The sequence below is a fragment of the Oerskovia sp. Root918 genome, assembly GCF_001428945.1.
In the GTDB taxonomy this organism is placed as follows: Bacteria; Actinomycetota; Actinomycetes; order Actinomycetales; family Cellulomonadaceae; genus Oerskovia; species Oerskovia enterophila.
Window position 1 is genome coordinate 289,240 of sequence record NZ_LMJG01000001.1, and the last position, 19,446, is coordinate 308,685.

General features: G+C 71.8%; 14 protein-coding genes and 1 tRNA gene. 9 read left to right on the top strand and 6 right to left on the bottom strand.

The window, feature by feature from the left end:
* The first annotated feature begins 45 nt into the window (after positions 1-45).
* Together ASE27_RS01265 and ASE27_RS01270 are read left to right on the top strand one after the other, a co-directional pair.
* Positions 46-1,374, top strand: a complete 1,329-nt coding sequence (locus ASE27_RS01265) for a sugar ABC transporter substrate-binding protein (RefSeq protein ID WP_056644921.1) — start codon at positions 46-48, stop codon at positions 1,372-1,374.
* Positions 1,375-1,454: 80 nt separating this feature from the next.
* Positions 1,455-3,239 carry a beta-galactosidase family protein gene (locus ASE27_RS01270; RefSeq protein WP_056644924.1) on the top strand — a complete coding sequence of 595 codons (1,785 nt, stop codon included), beginning with the start codon at positions 1,455-1,457 and terminating at the stop codon, positions 3,237-3,239.
* A gap of 14 nt (positions 3,240-3,253) precedes the next feature.
* On the opposite strand, the gene ASE27_RS01275 is transcribed toward ASE27_RS01270, so the two are convergent.
* Positions 3,254-4,303, bottom strand: coding sequence for a LacI family DNA-binding transcriptional regulator (locus ASE27_RS01275; RefSeq protein WP_056644927.1), 1,050 nt, complete (start codon positions 4,301-4,303; stop codon positions 3,254-3,256).
* A 93-nt stretch (positions 4,304-4,396) separates the two neighbouring features.
* Between ASE27_RS01275 and ASE27_RS01280 the strand changes: the two genes are divergently transcribed.
* The gene (locus tag ASE27_RS01280) at positions 4,397-6,655 is read left to right on the top strand and encodes an alpha-galactosidase (RefSeq protein WP_082608377.1); all 2,259 of its coding nucleotides are present in this window, start codon (positions 4,397-4,399) and stop codon (positions 6,653-6,655) included.
* On the top strand, positions 6,652-7,497 hold the full coding sequence (locus tag ASE27_RS01285) for a hypothetical protein (protein ID WP_056644940.1): 846 nt from the start codon (positions 6,652-6,654) through the stop codon (positions 7,495-7,497). The genes ASE27_RS01280 and ASE27_RS01285 overlap by 4 nt, the downstream gene beginning before the upstream one ends.
* Positions 7,498-7,607: 110 nt before the next feature.
* Here the strand turns inward: ASE27_RS01285 and ASE27_RS01290 are convergent, their stop codons facing one another.
* The gene (locus ASE27_RS01290) at positions 7,608-8,450 is read right to left on the bottom strand and encodes an NAD-dependent protein deacetylase (protein ID WP_200955868.1); all 843 of its coding nucleotides are present in this window, start codon (positions 8,448-8,450) and stop codon (positions 7,608-7,610) included.
* A gap of 222 nt (positions 8,451-8,672) precedes the next feature.
* On the opposite strand from ASE27_RS01290, the gene ASE27_RS01295 reads away from it, so the two are divergent.
* Entirely contained in the window at positions 8,673-10,379 is a 1,707-nt protein-coding gene (locus ASE27_RS01295) for a glycosyl hydrolase family 18 protein (RefSeq protein WP_056644943.1), read from the top strand.
* 174 nt (positions 10,380-10,553) lie between these two features.
* Here the strand turns inward: ASE27_RS01295 and ASE27_RS01300 are convergent, their stop codons facing one another.
* The 3 genes from ASE27_RS01300 to ASE27_RS01310 are packed head-to-tail and all read right to left on the bottom strand — an operon-like array spanning position 10,554 to position 14,160.
* Positions 10,554-12,668 carry a carbohydrate-binding domain-containing protein gene (locus tag ASE27_RS01300; RefSeq protein ID WP_056644946.1) on the bottom strand — a complete coding sequence of 705 codons (2,115 nt, stop codon included), beginning with the start codon at positions 12,666-12,668 and terminating at the stop codon, positions 10,554-10,556.
* Positions 12,668-13,525 (bottom strand): polyphosphate polymerase domain-containing protein, encoded by an 858-nt coding sequence (locus ASE27_RS01305; RefSeq protein WP_056644949.1) that lies wholly within the window; start codon positions 13,523-13,525, stop codon positions 12,668-12,670. The genes ASE27_RS01300 and ASE27_RS01305 overlap by 1 nt, the downstream gene beginning before the upstream one ends.
* A complete protein-coding gene (locus ASE27_RS01310; protein WP_056644952.1) occupies positions 13,522-14,160 on the bottom strand; it encodes a DUF4956 domain-containing protein in 639 nt (212 codons plus the stop codon). Before ASE27_RS01310 ends, ASE27_RS01305 begins: the two co-directional genes overlap by 4 nt.
* Before the next feature lie 239 nt (positions 14,161-14,399).
* Here ASE27_RS01310 and ASE27_RS01315 point away from each other — a divergent pair.
* The 4 genes from ASE27_RS01315 (at position 14,400) to ASE27_RS01330 (ending at position 17,455) form a co-directional block, all read left to right on the top strand.
* Positions 14,400-14,486, top strand: a tRNA-Ser gene (locus ASE27_RS01315).
* 369 nt (positions 14,487-14,855) lie between these two features.
* Positions 14,856-15,689, top strand: a complete 834-nt coding sequence (lepB, locus tag ASE27_RS01320) for a signal peptidase I (protein ID WP_056644954.1) — start codon at positions 14,856-14,858, stop codon at positions 15,687-15,689.
* 82 nt (positions 15,690-15,771) lie between these two features.
* A complete protein-coding gene (locus tag ASE27_RS01325; RefSeq protein WP_056644957.1) occupies positions 15,772-16,977 on the top strand; it encodes a hypothetical protein in 1,206 nt (401 codons plus the stop codon).
* 10 nt (positions 16,978-16,987) lie between these two features.
* Positions 16,988-17,455, top strand: a complete 468-nt coding sequence (locus ASE27_RS01330; RefSeq protein ID WP_056644960.1) for an NUDIX domain-containing protein — start codon at positions 16,988-16,990, stop codon at positions 17,453-17,455.
* Positions 17,456-17,476: 21 nt separating this feature from the next.
* On the opposite strand, the gene ASE27_RS01335 is transcribed toward ASE27_RS01330, so the two are convergent.
* Positions 17,477-19,297 carry an FUSC family protein gene (locus ASE27_RS01335; RefSeq protein ID WP_056644963.1) on the bottom strand — a complete coding sequence of 607 codons (1,821 nt, stop codon included), beginning with the start codon at positions 19,295-19,297 and terminating at the stop codon, positions 17,477-17,479.
* Between the last annotated feature and the right edge of the window lie 149 nt (positions 19,298-19,446).

Consider the following 19,446-nt stretch of genomic DNA (forward strand, 5'->3'; position numbering starts at 1 on the left):
TCCGGTACCAGAAATCGAACAACCAACCGCAAAGGAATCACCTCAATGAAGAGAATCTCCACTCGCCGGTGGGAGCGCCTCGGTGCCGTCGTCGGCACCGGTGCACTGCTCGTCGGAGTGCTGGCTGGCTGCAGCACCGGCACGGCCGGGACCGACAGCGGCTCGACCGACACCGACAAGGCGCTCGAGGGCGATGTCACGCTCACCTGGTGGACCTGGTCGGACGACACCCAGGTGATCGCGGACGGCATCTCGAAGGCCTACCCGAACGTCACGTTCGACGTCGTCAAGCTCGAGAACCCGGATGCGGTGGTCACGAAGCTGCAGAACGCGATCAAGGCGGGCAAGGGTGCCCCCGACCTCGTACCGGTCGAGTACCAGACCCTCCCGCAGCTGACTCTCGGCAAGGCGCTCGCCGACCTGAACGGCTACGGTCTCGACACGTACGAGGACGGGTTCACGGCCTCGACGTGGAACGCCGTCAACGTGCAGGACAAGCTCGTCGCGCTCCCCATGGACTCGGGCCCGATGGTCATGATCTACAACAAGGACATGTACGACAAGGCCGGCGTGACGGCCGCACCCACGACGTGGGACGAGTTCGCGGCGGCGTCGCAGGCGATCCACGCGGCGGACCCCGAGGCCTACATCGCGAACAGTGGTGACGCGGGCTTCTTCACCAGCATGATCTGGGCCTCGGGCGGTCAGCCGTTCCGGACCGACGGCGAGAACGTCACGATCGACCTGCAGGACGAGGGCACCAAGAAGTTCGCCGACTTCTGGGGCGAGCGGCTCACCGCCGGCGAGCTCTCCGGCCTCTCGACCTGGTCGGACGAGTGGTCCAAGGCGCTGACCCAGGACAAGCTGGCGACGCTCCTCATGGGCTCCTGGATGATCAGCGGGATGGACGACTACGGTCCCGCGGGCAAGTGGCGCGTCGCCCCGGTCCCGTCGTGGGACGGTCAGCCGGCCTCGGCCGAGAACGGCGGCAGCGGACTGGCCGTGACCGAGCAGAGCGCGAACAAGGCCGCCGCGGCGGGCGTCCTGAAGTTCCTCGCCGACGGTGAGGGGCGCGCACTGCTCAACACGACGGGCTTCCCCTCGACGGTCGCCGACCTCTCGAACCCCGAGTTCCTCGACTTCCCGTTCGAGAACTACGCGGGCCAGCCCGCCAACCAGGTCGGCGCGGCCTCGGCGGCGTCGGTCGTCACCGACTGGCAGTACCTGCCGTACCAGGGCTACGCCAACAACGTGTTCGGTGACTCGGTCGGCAAGGCGCTGGGCTCGAACGGCGACCTCAACGCGGCGCTCCTCGAGTGGCAGGAGACGCTCGTCGCGTTCGGCAACGAGCAGGGCTTCAGCGTCAACGAGTAGCACCGATCGCACCATCCCGCGGGGCTGTCGCCGTCACGGCGGCCGCCCCGCGGGCCATTCCACGACCTACAGGATGATGCATGCCCAGCTTCGCCATCGGTGAGACGGACTTCCTTCTCGATGCCGTCCCCTTCCGCGTCCTCTCGGGCGCGCTGCACTACTTCCGTGTGCACCCCGACCAGTGGGGCGACCGGATCCGCAAGGCACGCCTCATGGGGCTGAACACGATCGAGACGTACGTGCCGTGGAACGAGCACGCGCCGGTCCGAGGCGAGTTCCGCGCCGCCGGACAGCTCGACCTCGGCCGCTTCCTCGACCTCGTGCACGCCGAGGGGATGCGCGCCGTCGTGCGTCCGGGCCCGTACATCTGCGCCGAGTGGCACGACGGGGGACTCCCCGGGTGGCTCGTCGCCGACCCGGCGATCACGCTGCGCTCGAGCGATCCCGCGTACCTCGAGGCGATCGGCGAGTACCTCGAGAAGGTCTACGCGATCGTCGGGCCGCGCCAGGTCCAGCACGGCGGGCCGGTCGTCCTCGTGCAGATCGAGAACGAGTACGGGGCCTACGGTGCCGACCACGAGTACCTGCGGCGTCTGACGTCGATGACCCGCGCCCTGGGGATCGACGTGCCGTTGACCACGGTCGACCAGCCGACCGACGAGATGCTCGCGAACGGCGGTCTCGACGAGCTGCACCGGACGGCCTCGTTCGGTTCGCGCGCGACCGAGCGTCTCGCGGACCTGCGTCGTCATCAGCCGACGGGACCGTTGATGTGCTCGGAGTTCTGGTGCGGCTGGTTCGACAGCTGGGGCGAGATCCACCACACGACCTCGGCCGAGGAGTCGGCGCGCGAGCTCGACGAGCTGCTCGCGACGGGAGCCTCGGTCAACATCTACATGTTCCACGGCGGCACGAACTTCGGGTTCACGAACGGCGCGAACGACAAGGGCACCTACCGGCCCATCGTGACGTCGTACGACTACGACGCACCGCTCGCCGAGGACGGCACCCCGACCGAGAAGTACTGGCGCTTCCGCGAGGTGATCGCGAAGTACGCGCCCGTGCCCGACGAGGTCCCCGAGGAGCGGGTCGACGCCCCGGTGCTCGAGGTGCGCTTCGACCGCTCCGTGCCGCTCTGGTCCGTCCCGGTCATCGACGCGCAGACCTTCGACCACCTGCCTGACGCGACCGAGCTCGGCTCGACGCGGGGGTTCACCTGCTACTCGACCACGGTCGAGCACGGAGGGCTCCTCACGTTCACCGAGGTGCGGGACCGCGCCCAGGTCTTCCTCGACGGCGTGCCGGTCGGGACGCTCGACCGTGAGCTCCACGAGAAGATGACCCCCTTGCCCCGCGGGGACGGCGGCCGGATCGCCGTCCTCGTCGAGAACCTCGGCGGCGTGAACTACGGCCCGCGGCTGGGCGAGCCCAAGGGGCTCATGGGCCCGGTGACGCTCGACGGCGTCGAGATCGCGGAGTGGGTCGCCGGGCAGGTCCGTCTCGACGACCTCGGGCCGATCCGGGAGGCGCTCTCCCGCGCGGGCGACGGGACAGGAACGGACGCCCGTCGGCGCGGGGGCGAGAGCCCGGCGGTCTGCGGACCGGCGTTCGTGCGTGGTTCGTTCGTGCTCGACGAGCCGGCAGACCTTCACCTCGACCTGCGCGGGTGGGGCAAGGGCGTCCTGTGGGTCAACGGCGTGAACCTCGGCCGCTACTGGAGCCGTGGGCCGCAGCGCACCTCGTACGTCCCGCTGCCCGTGACCCGGGCCGGGGAGAACGAGGTGCTGGTCTTCGAGACGATCGGCGCCGCCACGGCGACCGCGCAGCTCGTCGCCCGCCCCGAGCTCGGACCGACCGAGGCGTGAGGATCCCCGTGGGGCTAGCTGCGAGCCGGCCCCGTGCTCGCGCGGACCACGAGCCGCGTCGGTACCAGGACCTTCTGCGTACCGTTCGGGTCGCCGTCGATGATCGAGAGCAGCAGCTCCGTCGCCTGCCGACCCACGGCGTCGAAGTTCTGGTGCACGGTGGTCAGCGCCGGCCAGTACGCGGCCGCGTCGTCGGTGTCGTCGAAGCCGACCACGCTGACGTCGTCGGGCACCTTCCAGCCGTGCGCATGGATGGCGTGCATGGCTCCGAGCGCCATCTGGTCGTTGCCCGCGAACACGGCCGTCGGTGGCTGGGTGGAGGCGAGGAGGTCGCGCATGCGCTCCATCCCCGAGGTCGCCGTCCAGTCGCCGACGACCACCGGGCGCGGCTCGAGCCCGGCGTCGGACATGATCTGGCGGTAGGCGGCGGCTCGGCGCTTGGCCGAGAAGGACGTCGCCGGTCCGGAGATGTGCGCGATGTCGCGGTGCCCGAGGCCGAGCAGGTGCTCGAGCGCGATCCGGGCGCCCTGCTCCTGGTCGGTGTCGACGATCGTGTACGGCAGCTCGGCGTCGGAGTCGACGATGACGAGCGGGAGGTCCGCCGTGAGCTTCAGCTCGTCGAGCGAGTCGAGCTCGGCCGACATCACGAGGATGATGCCGTCGACGGCCTGCTCCTCGAGCCGGCTGAAGGCGCCCGCGACCTCGAGCTGCGTCGGGTCCTCGACGGGCAGCAGCGTGGTCGTGTAGCCGGCGGCCTCGCAGGCCTCGGCGATGGCGTTGAGCGTGCGCTCGGTGCCGAGCGTGGCGAGGTTGAAGGTGACGAACCCGATGCTGCGGAACCGGCCCGACTTCAGGATGCGAGCAGCGCTGTTGGGCCGGTAGCCGAGCGCCTGCATCGAGACGCGTACGCGTTCTCGCGTCGAGGCCCGGACGTTCGTCTGCCCGTTCGCGACGCGCGAGACGGTCTGTGCGGAGACTCCCGCGTGCTTGGCGACGTCGTTGATCGACGCGCGCGGCCTGGACGAGGGCTCGGCGCCCGGCGATGTGTTCGATGAGGACGTCATGGTGGCGCAAACAATAGCGGAATTCTGCCGTTCCGTCCTCCCTCGTCCTGAAACTCGCAAGAACCTGTACGACCACCCGAAGAGAGGTCCCCGATGACCACCGACCGACCCGTCCACGGCCTGGTCCTGCGCTCCGGCGGCGTCGCCCTCGCGCTCGATCTCGCCGACGGCGCCCTTCCCTCCGTCGTGCACTGGGGGGCCGACTGCGGCCCCCTCGACGAGCGCGGTTTCGACGCCGTGCGCAGGTCCGCGGTCCTGCCCGTGGGCGCGAGCGAGGTCGACGTCCCCGTGCGGGTCGCGATCCTGCCGGAGCACACGCGCGGCTGGATGGGCCGCCCGGGACTGAGCGGGTCGCGCGGGGGCACGGCCTGGTCGCCACGCTGGCGCACGACGTCGGCGCTGCTCGACGGACGCGAGCTGCTCGCGCCCGCGGCTCTCGCGGTCGTCGACCACGGCAGCGGGACGCTCGTCGTCACGGCCGTCGACGACGACGCCGAGCTGAGTCTCGCGCTCACCGTCGAGCTGTCGGCCCCGGGGACCGTGCGCCTGCGCGCGGAGGTCGAGAACACGGGCGAGGGGCACTACCAGCTGGACGAGCTGCTGCTCTGCCTGCCCACCCCGACCGAGGCGAGCGAGATCCTCGACCTGGCCGGCCGGTGGGGCGGCGAACGAGCGCCCCAACGCAGCACGGTGACGGTCGGCGCGCACCGCCGAGAGGGCAGGCGCGGCCGGACCGGGCTGGACGCGGCGACCGTGCTCTCGGTCGGCACGCCGGGGTTCGGCTTCGGTCACGGCGAGGTCTGGGGGGTGCACACCGGGTGGTCCGGCAACCACGTCCACCAGGTCGAGCGGGTCCTGGGCGGCGAACAGCTGATCGGCGGAGGGGAGCTGCTGCTGCCTGGCGAGGTGCGCCTCGCCCGCGGTGAGCGGTACACGAGCCCCTGGGTCCACGGCTTCTACGGGGCAGGCCTGGACGACGCGGCACGGCGCACGCACCGGTACCTGCGCTCGCGCCCGCAGCACCCGACCTCGCCCCGCCCCGTCACGCTCAACGTGTGGGAGGCCGTCTACTTCGACCACGACCTCGACACCCTGCGGGAGCTCGCCGACCGTGCGGCCGAGCTCGGCGTCGAACGCTTCGTGCTCGACGACGGGTGGTTCGGCGGGCGGCGCGACGACCGCGCGGGCCTGGGGGACTGGTACGTCTCGCCCGACGTGTGGCCCGACGGCCTGCACCCGCTCGTCGACCACGTGCGTGGCCTCGGCCTGCAGTTCGGGCTGTGGTTCGAGCCCGAGATGATCAGCGTCGACTCCGAGCTCGCACGCGCGCACCCCGAGTGGATCATGGCGACCGGCGGCCGGCTGCCGGTCGAGGCGCGCCACCAGCAGGTCCTGAACCTCGGGATCCCCGCGTGCTACGCCCACGTCCGCGACGCGATGTGCGCGATCCTCGACGAGTACGACATCGCGTACATCAAGTGGGACCACAACCGCGACCTGGTCGACGCGGGCTCCGGGCCCGACGGGCGTCCGGGGGTGCACGAGCAGACCCTCGCCTTCTACCGGCTCGTGGACGAGCTGAGGTCCTGCTACCCGGGCCTGGAGATCGAGTCGTGCTCCTCGGGCGGCGGTCGGGTCGACCTCGGGGTGCTCGAGCGCACCGACCGCGTCTGGGCCTCCGACGACAACGACCCCCTCGAACGTCAGCAGATCAACCGGTGGACGGGCCAGCTCGTGCCCCCCGAGCTCGTCGGGGCCCACGTCGCGTCGGGCGCCTCGCACACCACGGGCAGGGTCCAGGCGCTGTCCTTCCGGGCGATCACCGCGCTGTTCGGGCACCTCGGCGTCGAGTGGGACCTGCGCGCGGCGAGCGCGGCCGAGCTCGCCGAGCTGGCCGGGTGGATCGCGTTCCACAAGGAGCACCGCGCGTTGCTGCACGGAGGAGAGGTCGTGCGCCTCGACCATCCTGACGCCTCTCTCGCGCTGCACGGCGTCGTGGCGGCCGACGGCTCGGAGGGCGTGTACTCGTTCGCCTCTCTCGCGCGCGCCGCGGTGGCGAGCCCGGGGCGCATCCGGCTCCCTGGGCTCGGACGCGACGTGACCTACCGCGTCGGACCCGTCCTCGTGGGAGGCGTCCCGCAGGGGGCCGACCCGGCTCCGTGGTGGGACGGCGGCCCGCTCACGCTGAGCGGTGCGGTCCTGGCCACCGTGGGCGTGGTGATGCCCGCGCTCCGGCCCGAGCAGGCCGTCCTGCTCCACGCGGTGCGCGTGGCCGACGGCGCCGGCCCAGTCGGTACCGGCCTGGTCGGCGCCGGCTCCGAGGGCGGGGACGTGCCGGGGGGAGCGGAGTGACCGGGTCGGTCGTCGCCGTCGTCCTCGGTGCTGCGGTCCTGCACGGCACCTGGAACGCGATCGCCAAGGCGATCCCTGCCCGGCTCGTCTCCTCGACGCTCATCGCGCTCGTGTACCTCGTGGTCGGGGGAGCGGCCTGCCTGGTGCTGCCGCTCCCCGAACGGGCGGCGTGGCCGTACCTCCTGGTCTCGGCCGCCGTCCAGACGCTCTACCTCCTGCTGCTCACGGCCGCGTACGCGAAGTCGGAGTTCGGGAGCGCCTACCCCCTCACCCGTGGCATCGCGGTGCTCGGCATCACCCTCGTCTCGACGGTCTTCCTCGGGGAGGTGATGACCGCGGCGCAGCTCGGGGGTGTCGCGGTCGTCGCGCTGGCGCTGCTCACGCTCGCGTGGGCACCCAAGGGCCGCGCGAGCGCGACCGGCACGCTCATCTCGGTCGTCGTCGGCCTCACCATCACGGCGTACTCGGTGCTCGACGGCGTCGGGGTGCGCCTCTCGGGCGAGCCGCTCAGCTACGCAGCATGGCTGTTCCTGCTCCAGGGGGTCTCGATCCCGCTCACGTGCCTGCTCCTGGCACGGGACAAGGGTGAGTTCGTCCGAGGGCTGCGCACGCACGCGCCGATGGGGGTGCTGGGCGGCGTCCTCTCGCTCGCGGCCTACACGATCGTGGTCTGGGCGCAGTCGATCGCACCGCTCGCGGTCGTCTCGGCGCTGCGCGAGACGGGCGTGCTCGCGGCCGGAGCGATCGGCTTCCTCGTGTTCCGTGAACCGCTGAGCGCACGGCGCGTCACGGCGACGATCTGCGCCGTCGTGGGCATCGTGGCGATCCGGCTCGGCGCCTGAGGGGACCTCCGGCCGAGAAGTGAGCAGATGCCCCTGGATCGCTCGATCCAGGGGCATCTGCTCACTTCTCGGCGCGGGCCCCACGCGCAGCTCCCGGCGCGAGACGCCCGTCAGAGCCTGTCCGCGAGCTCCTCGAGCGTCTCGGAGACGCCGGCCTCGAGCTTGATCGTCGCGAGCGGGTCGCCCCGGGTCGCGCCGCGGTTGACGATCACGACGGGCTTGTCGGTCTTCACGGCGTGCTTGACGAACCGCAGCCCGCTCATGACGGTCAGCGACGAGCCCGCGACGAGCAGCGCGTCCGCGGCGTCGACCATGGCGTATGCCCGCTCGACCCGCTCGCGCGGCACGTTCTCGCCGAAGTACACGATCTCCGGCTTGAGCATGCCGCCGCAGAACTCGCAGGCCGCAGGCACGAAGTGCGCGGTCGACTCGATGACCGCGTCGGCGTCGGGAGCGGTCTCGACGTCCTCGAGGTCGCCGATGCTCTCGAGGAAGTGCGGGTTGAGCTCGGTGAGGCGATCGGCCAGGTGCTCGCGCGAGACGACGCGCGAGCACGACAGGCAGATCACGCGGTCGTAGCGCCCGTGCAGGTCGATCACGTTGCGCGAGCCCGCGTCCTCGTGGAGCAGGTCGACGTTCTGCGTGATGATCCCCTCGAGGACGCCGCGTTCCTCGAGCCGCACGAGAGCCTTGTGCCCGCCGTTGGGGTGCGTGCGGTGCACGCGCTGCCAGCCGACGTGGTTCCGCGCCCAGTAGTGACGGCGGAAGGCCTCGTCGCCGACGAACTGCTGGTACGTCATGGGGTTGCGCGGGGGAGAGTCGGGGCCGCGGTAGTCGGGGATGCCCGAGTCCGTCGAGATGCCCGCGCCGGTCAGGGCGGTCAGCCGCTTGCCGCGCAGGAGGTGCAGGACGTCGTCGGTCGTCGGGGTCGTGGCAGGGGTCTCCGGTAGCACCGTTCGAGCGTACGACGCGTGCCTGAAGATCGGGTGAACCTCCCGGACGGGCCTCGGTGGGACCAGGTGTAAAACACCTGTTCACGGGGCAAAAGGGACGCCTCGCGGACCGGTAGGAAACTTATTGGTTAAGGGTCTTGGCAAAGGTTCTCAGCACGGCTAATGTGCGAGGCGTCCGAACAAAGTTCCGGGCGTGCCCGGAGGAGAGCAACGAGGCCCTTCATGCAAGACACACCCACGCGCCGGCTCGCGCCGGTGGCGATCGCCGCAGCAGCGGTGCTCGCGGCATCCGTCCTGGTGGCCCCCGCTGCCCAGGCCGTCGCGACCCAGTCCGTCGCTTCTGCCAAGCCCGCTGCGACGACCGCAGGCACCGACGACATCAACGGCTACCGCAGCGTCGGCTACCTCATGGCCGACAGCCCGGTCACGCGCGACTTCCACGTCGCGAACCTCGTGTCCTCGGGCGCGATCAAGGACCTGACCCACCTCAACTACGCGTTCGGCAACGTCACGACCGACCTGGTGTGCGACATCACCGAGGAGCCCGGCGAGGGTGACGCGCAGAACGACTTCCTGCGCCTCGTCCCCGCCAAGAGCTCCGTGGACGGCAAGGCCGACAAGCCCGGCCAGGCGCTCGCGGGCAACTTCAACCAGCTCCGCAAGCTCAAGGAGGTCAGCCCGGACACCAAGATCCTCGTGTCGCTGGGTGGCTGGACCTGGTCGGACAACTTCTCCGAGGCCGCCTCGACGGCCGAGGGGCGCACCCGGCTCGTCGACTCGTGCCTCGACATCTACATCAAGGGCAACCTGCCCCAGATCGGTGACAAGGGCGGCCCGGGTGCTGCGGCCGGCATCTTCGACGGCATCGACATCGACTGGGAGTGGCCTGTCACGGGCGGCGAGACCGCCAACGCACGCCCCGAGGACAAGGAGAACTTCTTGCTCCTCATGGAGGAGTTCCGCTCCTCGCTCGACGCGCTGGGCGACCAGGACGGTGAGGACTACCTGCTCACGGCGTTCGCGCCGGCCGGCGGCTGGAACGCGGGTCAGGGCGGCTGGCTCGACAAGCGCTTCTTCGCGTCGGTCGACTTCCTCAACGTCCAGGGCTACGACTTCCACGGCGGCTGGGTCCCCGACAAGACCGGGCACCAGGGCAACCTGCACCCGGACGGCACCGAGAACTGGGGCCTGGGCCTCGACGGCGCCATGGGCATGTACGTGAACGCCGGGGCGGACCCCCAGCAGCTCAACGCGGGCCTCGCGGCGTACGGCCACGGCTGGTACGGCGTCGAGGACGGCAGCGCGGGCTGGAAGCCCGCCGAGGGCTACGTCGGCACCAAGACCTACGCCGAGCTGCGCACGTTCGGCAAGGCGTTCTTCGACCCGACGATCGGTGCGTCGTGGCGCTACGACGGCGACCAGTGGTGGAGCTTCGACGACCCGGCGTCGGTCAACGCCAAGGCAGAGTGGCTCGCGGTCCAGGGGTACGGCGGGGCCATGTGGTGGGACCTGAGCGGTGACTACAAGAACGAGCTCGGCGGGACGCTCGGCTCGACCCTGCGCGCCTCGACGCCCGGACCCGGGGTCGACGCGCAGTGCGCCGCACCGTGGTTCGGCTCGGGCGTCTACACCTCGGGCGACGTGGTCTCGCACGACGGCGCCGAGTACAAGGCCAGGTGGTGGACCCGCGGCACGGCTCCGGCCGCGACCTCGGGCAGCCCGTGGCAGAAGATCGGCCCGTGCGGCACGGCCCCCGTGGTCGAGGTCGTCACGTGCGCACCGGCGTTCTCGCTCGAGGCGACCTACACGGGCGGCGCCGTCGTGTCCCGTGCGGGTGTCAACCACACCGCCCAGTGGTGGACCCGCGGCGAGGTGCCCGGGAGCAACGTCTGGGGTGCGTGGGACGCGGGTCAGCCCTGCTCGGCATGACCTGCGTGACGGCGGTCTGACCGCCGCGCTGCACCGCAGCACCGTGTCATGGGCCGTTCCATGACAGGGGAGAGGGGTGCCGCACCGTCGGGTGCGGCACCCCTCTCGTGTCGTCCTGTCGGGTGACGGGCTCGTCCCGTGCCTACGGCCTGCGGGCGCGCGTGCCCGACGGCGTCACGTGCCGCTCGTCGTCGCCTCGCCCGTGGCGTCGCTGGCACCGGGTCGGCGTCCTCCGCCACCCATGCCTCCCGTGCCGCCGCCCGCGAACTCACCCGCGGTGGCCGTCGCGACCTGCGTGGCGCCGTCGGTGCTGCCGTCCGACGAGAGGCCCGTCGTGTCGGGCGAGCCGAGCGTCCCGCCCGCCTGGACGACGTACGTCGCGCCGGTCGTGATCTCCGGCGAGGAGTAGACGATGTTCTCCGTGTCCTTGGTGACCTCGTAGGACACGAGGGTCGTGCCGTCGTCGGACAGGACGTGGACCACGGTCCCGGCCGCGGCCGTCTGGTCGAGGTTCGCCGCGACCCAGCCCTGCGACGAGTCGGTGTCCGGCGCGACGGCCATGCCCGAGCTGCCCGCGGCGAGCAGCGTGCCACCCGAGACCGTGAACGCCCCGGCGGTGTCGAGCGCACCGTTGCCCGCGTTCGTCGGGCCCTGGACGACGGTCGTGCCGCCCGTGATCTCGATCGTCCCGTTGCTGTCGAGGCCGTCGCCGCCTGCGTCGACCACGAGCGTGCCGCCCGTGATCTTGAGCCAGTAGTCGCCCGTGTCGGCGCTCTCGCCTCCGGGTGCACCGCCCTGGCCGCCGGCCTGACCACCCGGGGCCGCGCCGTCGGGCATCTCGCCGTCGGGCATCGCGGGAGGCTCGCCCGCCGTACCGTCGCCCGGGGCGGCGCCGTCGGGCATGGCCGGCATCTCGCCGTCGGCCGGGGGAGTGAAGTCGTCGGGCATCTCGCCGTCGCCCGCGGAAGCGCCCTGGGGTGCGGTGCCGTCCTGGGTGGTGCCCGCCGCGGTGTCCGACGTGCTGCTCGTCCCGCCAGCGGCGTTCACGCCGTCGTCGGACGACGTGATGTCGACGTCGCCGCCCGCGAGCGTCATGGTCGCCCCCTCGAGGCCCTCGACCGACTCGGTGACCGTGAGGTTGCCGTCCGCGACGGTGACGTCGCCGTCGGCGTGGACGCCGTCGTCGCCCGAGGCGAGCGTGATGTCCCCACCGGAGACGGACACCGCGCCGTTCGAGTGCAGGCCATCGTCCGCGGCGTCGACGCGCACGTCGGCGCCGCCGCCGACCACGACCCCCACGTCGCCCTTGATGCCCTTGGCGGACGCGTCCTCGGCCACCTCGGCGCCCGCGCCCCCGGCGGCGGCGATCGTCACGGTCGCGTCGGAGACGATCGCGTCGGTCTCTGCCTGGATGCCGTCGTCGCCCGCCGTGAGGTCGACCGTGCCGCCGAGGACCGCGACGTAGCCCATGGTCTCGTCGTCGGCGTTGGTCGACTTGAGACCGTCGGCGACGGCGTCGACCGTGACCGAGGCGTCGCCCGTCACGACCAGGTAGTCCTTGCCGCGGACGCCGTCGTCGGCCGCGTCGACCGTGAGGGTGCCGCCCGCGATCACCAGGCCGTCCTTGCTCACGATCCCGTCGGTCGAGGCGCTGACCACGTCGAGCGACCCCGTGCCGCCGATCGTCAGGTCGGCGGAGGAGAACAGGGCGCCGTCGGGCTCGTCGGTGCTGCCGTCGCCATCGGCATCGACAGCCGCCCCTGTCGCCTCGAGGTGGTTCGTCGAGCCGTCGGCCAGGACGACGACGGCGCTCGCCGCGTCGTCCACGACCAGGGCCGAGGTCGTCGAGCTCGTGACGCTCGCGCCGTCGAGCACGAGGCGCACCACGCCGTCGCCCGACGAGGCCACGACGAGCTGCCCGTCGGTCAGGTCCCCCGTGACGCGGTAGGTGCCGGCCTGGGTGATCGTGACGGTCGAGCCGTCCACGCTCACGCCGTCGCCGTCCGCCTGGGCCGAGTCGCCGTCGAGCGAGATCGCGACCTCCTCGGACTCGTCCCACGCGAGGTCCTCGTCGTCGGCTCCCGAGGAGTGCGGCTCGGCGTTCGCGGCCATGGCCTCCTCGGGAGTCAGGCCCGCGACGGCGGACGACGCGGTGGTGGCGGACGCGGCGTCGCTCGTGGTGGCGCTCGTGCTCTCGCCGGCGTCGGCCGAGCAGCCGACGAGCGTGGCGGCGGTGAGCGTGGCGGTCAGGACCGCGGTGGTGACGGTGGTCGGTCTGCGAAGTCGCATCAGGTGCTCCTGTCGTGAGAGGTGGTCAGGGAGGGCTCGAGGTAGCGGCGGATGACGCGCCGCCACGGCGTGCCCGGCAGGTCGGGGCGGAGGACCGCCAGACCCGTGCCGTACTTGGAGATGCGCTGCGGCCGGTGGCCGCTGCGCCAGAGGAGGTGGTCGAGGCACGACGGCGTCGACCCGGTCTTGGTCTCGACGACGACGAGGTCGGGGACCGCCGCGGTGCGACCGGCGGGCGTGCCCTCGTCGAGCAGCCACGTGAGGTCGCTGTCGAGCGTCGCGCGGGCGGCTGGTGCTCCCTGCGCGCCGCCGGGGAGGAAGAGCGTGGTGCGCCGGTAGCGGGTCACGAGCCCGGCCGCGAGCGGCAGGTCGGCGGCCGCGGGGATCGCGGCGTCGTCGAGCGTCGCGGACACGAAGCGGCGGCCGTCGCCGAGCGCGCACCTGGCGTCGGGCTCGTGCTCGACGCGCTCCTTGACGGTCGACCCGCGGGCCGCGCGCGTCTTGACCTCGAGCCACGCCTCGCCCGAGTCCAGGTAGGTGCGGGTGCGGACCTTGAACCGGCGGCGGCGCCGGTGGGCCGCCAGGTGGTAGCTCGTGAGATCGGGGGTGTCGAAGTACACCGACTCGTACGCGAAGTCGCGGCGGCCGTCGATGTCGAGGACCCGCACGCCCGGCTCCCGCTCGACCAGGTCGGCGAGCACCGCGCGCGCCTCGGCCCGGCGCAGGACGTACTTGCGGTCGATCCGGGTCTGGAGCGAGGCCGACTCGACGAGCTCGTCGAGCGAGATGGGAGCGAACCCGGCGTGAGGTGCGGCGAGGGAGTCGGGCGTGGCGCCGTCGGGCAGGAGCGTGGTCATGCCGGCACCTGCCCTGCGCTCGCGCCGCCCGGGAGGGCGGCCGCGGACGGTGTGGCGTCGCTGCTCGCGATGACGCCGCCGCCCGGGGCGACCTCGTAGCGGACGTCGACCAGGGTCGTGTCGTTGACCAGGTCGAGGCGCTGGACCGAGGCCGAGTGGACGTGCGCCCCGAGGAGCTGCTCGAGGTAGGCGACGAGGCCGACCTCGTCGGGGAAGGCGCGGTCGAGCATGATGACCTGGCTGCGGTGGCGGCGCAGGAGTCGCGGGTGGTCCGCGACCGCCATGACCACCAGGATCAGTGCGCTCCCGGCGACGCCGAGCCAGCCCGCGCTGGTGCCGAGCCCGCCCAGGAGACCCAGGGCGAGGGCGGCGAAGTAGTAGGCGACCTCGTGCTGCGACAGCTCGGTCGACCGCAGGCGGATGATCGACAGGACACCGAAGAGGCCGAGTCCCAGGCCCGCGCCGACCGTGCTGCTCGCGAGCGTCGCGGCGACCGCGAGGACACCCACGTTGACGCCCAGGTAGGCGACGACCAGGTCGCGGCGCCGGTGGCGCGGGAAGTAGAGGCCGAACGTCAGGACGAGCACGGCGACCAGGTCGACGAGGTACAGCGCGAGCTGTGGGGGCTGGGTCACGGGTGACCTCCAGGTGACGGGGAAGTGAGCTCCTCCAGTGAGCCGTCCGAACCTGTGAGGTCCCTATGACCCGGGGTAGCCGGGGATATGAGTTCGGGACGCGGCGTCGGTGCCCGACGGCGGGCCCGGCGTCGGGCGTGCGACGGCGCCTCCCTCGGGTGCCGGCAGGCGCGCGGGGTGCCCGATTCGGTCCAGGCGCCGCGAGCGGGTATCCTTCTGCAGCCGGGACTTCCCGGCTGGGTAGCGTGTCCGAGTGGCCTAAGGAGCACGCCTCGAAAGCGTGTGTGGGTGAAAGTCCACCGTGAGTTCGAATCTCACCGCTACCGCAAGTACGAAGGGTCCCGACCAGTGGTCGGGGCCCTTCGTCGTTGGTGCCCCGGCTGGGGCGCTCTCGCCGGCGGAGCGGATCGTGCCGCTGACGGGGCCCGCGATCTTGCGCCACCTGCCTCGGGCTTCGCGGTCGTGCGGGACGCTTGCGCCCTGCCCGTCTCCCGGGGGGGTGTGTTGTTCGTGCAGCCACCACAATGGTGGTGGCTGCACGAACAACACACCCCACCCCGGACTCACCCCGTCTGCCCGTCCGGACCTGGCGAGTCGTGAACACCACGTCTCCGGAGAGCGGCCCGTCACCGTCCGCGGCGCCGGCCCGCCGAGACCGACCGGCCCCACGAGCCCATTGGTGAAAGAGTGTCCCCGTGACTTCGAACGACGCCGAGCGCCCAGACGACCAGCCGAGACCGTCGGGCGCCTTCCCCGGCGCGCCCGATGTCGAGTCGGTCTTCCCCGAGGGGCAGGCACCCAGCGGCGAGCCCGGCGACGGCTCGGCGGGGGCCCCGGCGCCCGGCGCAGCCGTGAGGTCCAGGCGGCGCTGGTCGTTCGCGCGCGAGGTCGGCGTGATCGTCGTCGCGGCCCTGGTCATCTCGTTCCTCATCAAGACCTTCGTGGTCCAGCCGTTCGTCATCCCGAGCGAGTCGATGGAGAACACCCTCATCAAGGACGACAGGGTCCTGGCCTCGCGGTTCGTCCCGCGCTTCCTCGACATCCACCGTGGCGACGTCGTGGTCTTCAAGGACCCGGGCGGCTGGCTCGCGAGCCAGCCGCAGCAGGAGTCGACGGGCCTGGTCAAGGCGGGCGAGACGTTCCTGACCTTCATCGGCATCCGTCCGGTGGACGCGGGCGAGCACCTCATCAAGAGGGTCATCGGGCTGCCCGGGGACCACGTGACGTGCTGCGACGCGCAGGGCCGCGTCTCGGTCAACGGCGTCGCGATCGACGAGACGTACATCAAGCCGGGCTCGATCCCCAGCGAGATCGAGTTCGACGTGGTCGTGCCCGAGGGCTCGCTGTTCGTCCTGGGCGACAACCGGCAGAACTCGGGCGACTCGCGCTACAACACGGACAAGCCCGGGAACGGGTTCGTGCCGATCGACAACGTCGTCGGCACCGCGGTCGCCAAGGTGTGGCCGCTCGACCGGGCGTCGCTCATGCGCAACCCGGGGAGCGTCTTCGAGGACGTCCCGGAACCCTGAGCAGACTCACCCGCTCAGGCCGAGCGCGGCACCGCGTCCTCCCCTAGCGTGGTGGGACGGCCCACGCTCGGAAGGACTCTTCGTGTCACTGCGTTCTGCTCGTCCTGTCGGAACGGTGCGCCGGGCGGCGCTCGGTGCGGGGGCGGTGGTCGCGGCCCTGGCGCTGGTCGCCGGGTGCACAGGATCTCCGGGGCCCACAGAACCGGGCCCGACGGCGGAGCGCCCCACCGGGGACGTCTCACCCTCGGAGGAGCCCACGCCCGAGGAGCCGACCCCCACGCCCACGCCGACCCCCACGCGGGCGGCGTCGAACGTCCCGCTCACCAAGCTCGCGCCCGGCGAGAACCCGCCGCAGTTCATCATCTTCTCGTTCGACGGCGCCGGGTGGCACGACCGGTGGACCGAGTTCCGTGAGGCGGCGGCCCAGGTCGACGCACGGTTCACGGGATTCCTCACGGGCATCTACCTCCTGACGGACGAGCACCGCGACGCCTACACCGGACCGGGGCACGCGCCGGGCAAGGCGTCGGTGGGGTTCGGCGGGGACGCGGCCACGGTCACGACCCTCGTGGGCGACCTCAACGCTGCCTACCTGGAGGGCCACGAGATCGGCACGCACTACAACGGGCACTTCTGCGCCGACAACCCGCCCGGTGGCGCGGACTGGACCACGGCCGACTGGAACAGCGAGCTCGACCAGTTCTTCGGCTTCTGGAACGACTGGCAGGAGATCAACGGCCTCCAGGACACGCCACCGCTCGAGATCCCGGCCTCCGAGGTCACGGGCGGTCGGACGCCGTGCCTCGAGGGCAACTGGGACCAGATCGCCCCGGCGTGGGCCGCGCACGGGCAGACGTACGACTCCTCGATCCCCGGCAGCGGCATCGCGTGGCCCAAGCAGGAGTACGGCGTGTGGGAGTTCCGGATGCAGACGACGAGCTCTCCGACGCTCGGCAACGTCATGGCCATGGACTACAACTTCTGGTACAAGTTCAACAAGGCGCAGAACCAGCCCGAGCGGGCCCCCGAGATCCGCGCCGCGGTGCTCGAGACGTACCGGCACATGTACGACGTCGCTTTCAACGGCAACCGTGCGCCCGTGCTCGTGGCCAACCACTTCAACCAGTGGAGCGGCAACGCGTTCAACCCGGCGGCCAAGGACTTCATGCTCGAGGCGTGCGGCAAGCCCGAGACCATCTGCGCCACGTACCAGGACGTCATCGCGTGGATGAACGTCCAGGACCCGGCGGTGCTGGCCGAGCTCCAGGCGCGTCCCCCGGTCTCGTAGGGCGCGGGTCGTGGCGAGCAGCGCGGGGCTCCTCCTGCACCGGGTCGGTGACGGGGGAGAGGTCGAGGTGCTCGTCGGGCACATGGGCGGTCCGCTGTGGGCGCGCAAGGAAGAACGCGCCTGGACCATCCCCAAGGGCGAGCACGACCCCGACGAGGACCCGCACGCCGCGGCGGTCCGCGAGTTCACCGAGGAGCTCGGGTCCGCTCCGCCCGAGGGGCCGGAGATCGACCTGGGGCAGATCAGGCAGCGAGCGGGCAAGACCGTTCGTGCCTGGGCGCGCCGCGCCGACTTCGACGCGAGCACCGCGACGAGCAACACGTTCGAGATGGAGTGGCCGCCGCGGTCGGGCCGGACGGCGTCGTTCCCGGAGCTCGACCGGGTCGCGTGGGTGCCGCTCGCGCGGGCGCGCGAGCTCGTGGTCGCGGGGCAGGTCGAGCTGCTCGACCGCCTCGCGGAGGCGCTCGCCCGGTCCTGAGGCGAGACCGTGCGAGCCGGCTCAGGCGTGGTCCGGCAGCGTCCGCAGCAGGTACCGCTCGGCCGAGCCGGCGTGCTGGGCCAGGTCCCACAAGGTCGAGGACGCTGCGCCCGAGGTCTCGGGGGCCGTGCCGTCGGCCCCGTTCCCGCCCGTCGGGTCGTCGGGGCTCAACGCCTGGAGGACCTGGTCGAGCTCGCCGCGGTTCAGCTGCGCTGCGTCGGCGAGGACGGTCAGGTCGCGCAACCCGTTGCGCAGCGTGTCGAGCTCCGCGAGCTGCCTGTCGTCGAGCCGGTCGCGGTCGGGCACCAGCTCGTCCTGCAGGCGGACGGCGTCCCGGAGCAGGGCGATCTCCTCAGGCTGCTGTGGACCGGACCTCTCCGACGAGGCACGGAGCGCGGTCGCGGTGGCCTCGGACGCGGTCTCGATACGTCGTCGCAGAGGTGGGGGCCGGAAGCCCGGGATCACGGCGAAGCCGAGGACCACTCCGACCAGCACCGCGCTCAGGGTGAGCACCACGTACTGCGTCAGGAGGTCGACCGCGTTCAGGTCACGGGTCACGGAGTTGAAGCCGACGCTGACGACGACCATGAACGCGCCGCCCAGCGCCGGGCGGGTGACGATGTACCACAGCCCCAGGCACAGGGCGACGACCGCGACCAGGGTGAGATAGCGCGACGGGACGACCAGCAGGACCACCGCGACCGTGAGCGAGCCGGAGACCAGACCGATGATCTTGTTCTTCGTCTTGGCCACGGTGCCGCTCCAGCTGGCCTGGAGGATGCTGAAGGTGGTCAGCAGCACGGTCGAGACCAGGGGGTCACCCCGTTCCAGGCCGGACGTGATCAGCAGCATCAGCAGCACTGCGAGCGCAGTGCGGAACGCGTGCCGGAACTGGATGGACTGCAGCCTGGCCGCGGGGTGCAGCACCGCGTCCTGGAGCTGGTGGCGCCGGTCCCGATCGAGCGTGACCGTGGTGGTGTCGCGCTCCTGGATCGCCTGCTCGACGGAGTCCAGGGCGCGCGCTGCGTCGGTGAAGGGGGGCTCGGTGACGGCTGATGCCGGCGAGGGCGACGGCGCCTTGACGGGCTCGCCCCGCCGGGGCTTGGCCTTCATCTCCTCGGCCAGCTCGTGAGCCCGCTCGCGGAGCACGGTGTCGTCGGGATCGCCCGCCGCGGTGAGGTGTGCCGTGTGCAGGGCGAGGCGGTAGCGCGAGGCACCCTCGAGCGCGTCCGCGAGCCAGCGCTGCCTGCCGTCGCTGAGCCAGGTGCTGAACGCGGTGGCGGTGGCGCTGCTCGGATCGTCGGCGACGAGCACCGCGGCGACCTGTTCGCGGGTCTGCTTGGACGGGTCCGAGATCCCCATCAGGATGCGCAGGACGAGCGCCACGGCGACCCCCGCGACGGCCGCCGCGATCACCTGCCGATGATCGGCCCCACCCATCGGTGCGTAGCCGTAGCCGAACACCGTGGTCATCCCGAGCCCCATCCCCGCGTTGCCGAAGCGGGGGCCGAGCAGGGGGAGGAGCGCGGCCACGAACACGAGCACCACGACGAGCGCGATCGCCGCGGGGCGCGAGGTCTCGGCCACCAGGCGCGGGACGGCTGCTGCGAAGATCAGCAGCGGGCCCATCACCGCAGCGATGCGGAGGTCCGCCCGGAGCGGACCGCCCATGAAGGCCACCAGCGCGAACATGCCCGTCAGTCCGCCGATGATCCCCACCGGGCCGGCTCCCCACGCGTCGGCGAGCAGCACGGAAGGGAGGACCACGATGATCATCAGCACGATCAGCATCGGGCTGCCCGGGGGACGCTTGGGCGCCTCGGCCTTGTTCGAACCCTTCACGGGCCCTCCTCGAAGGTCGGTCGGGCGGTTGACCCCTCGACGGTACGGCGGAAGTGCAAGGGCTGCCTGGGCGGAAGAGGTGATCGCCCGTCCCGGAGGGGCCCGACGACGCAGCGCGCCCGGGCGACCACCTCGCGCGGTGAGGTGGT

Bases quoted from the DNA above. Each gene is read 5' to 3' on its own strand.
- ASE27_RS01265 (WP_056644921.1), top strand. From the start codon at position 46: ATGAAGAGAATCTCCACTCGCCGGTGGGAGCGCCTCGGTGCCGTCGTC.
- ASE27_RS01270 (WP_056644924.1), top strand. From the start codon at position 1,455: ATGCCCAGCTTCGCCATCGGTGAGACGGACTTCCTTCTCGATGCCGTC.
- ASE27_RS01275 (WP_056644927.1), bottom strand. From the start codon at position 4,303: ATGACGTCCTCATCGAACACATCGCCGGGCGCCGAGCCCTCGTCCAGG.
- ASE27_RS01280 (WP_082608377.1), top strand. From the start codon at position 4,397: ATGACCACCGACCGACCCGTCCACGGCCTGGTCCTGCGCTCCGGCGGC.
- ASE27_RS01295 (WP_056644943.1), top strand. From the start codon at position 8,673: ATGCAAGACACACCCACGCGCCGGCTCGCGCCGGTGGCGATCGCCGCA.
- ASE27_RS01300 (WP_056644946.1), bottom strand. From the start codon at position 12,668: ATGCGACTTCGCAGACCGACCACCGTCACCACCGCGGTCCTGACCGCC.
- ASE27_RS01305 (WP_056644949.1), bottom strand. From the start codon at position 13,525: ATGACCACGCTCCTGCCCGACGGCGCCACGCCCGACTCCCTCGCCGCA.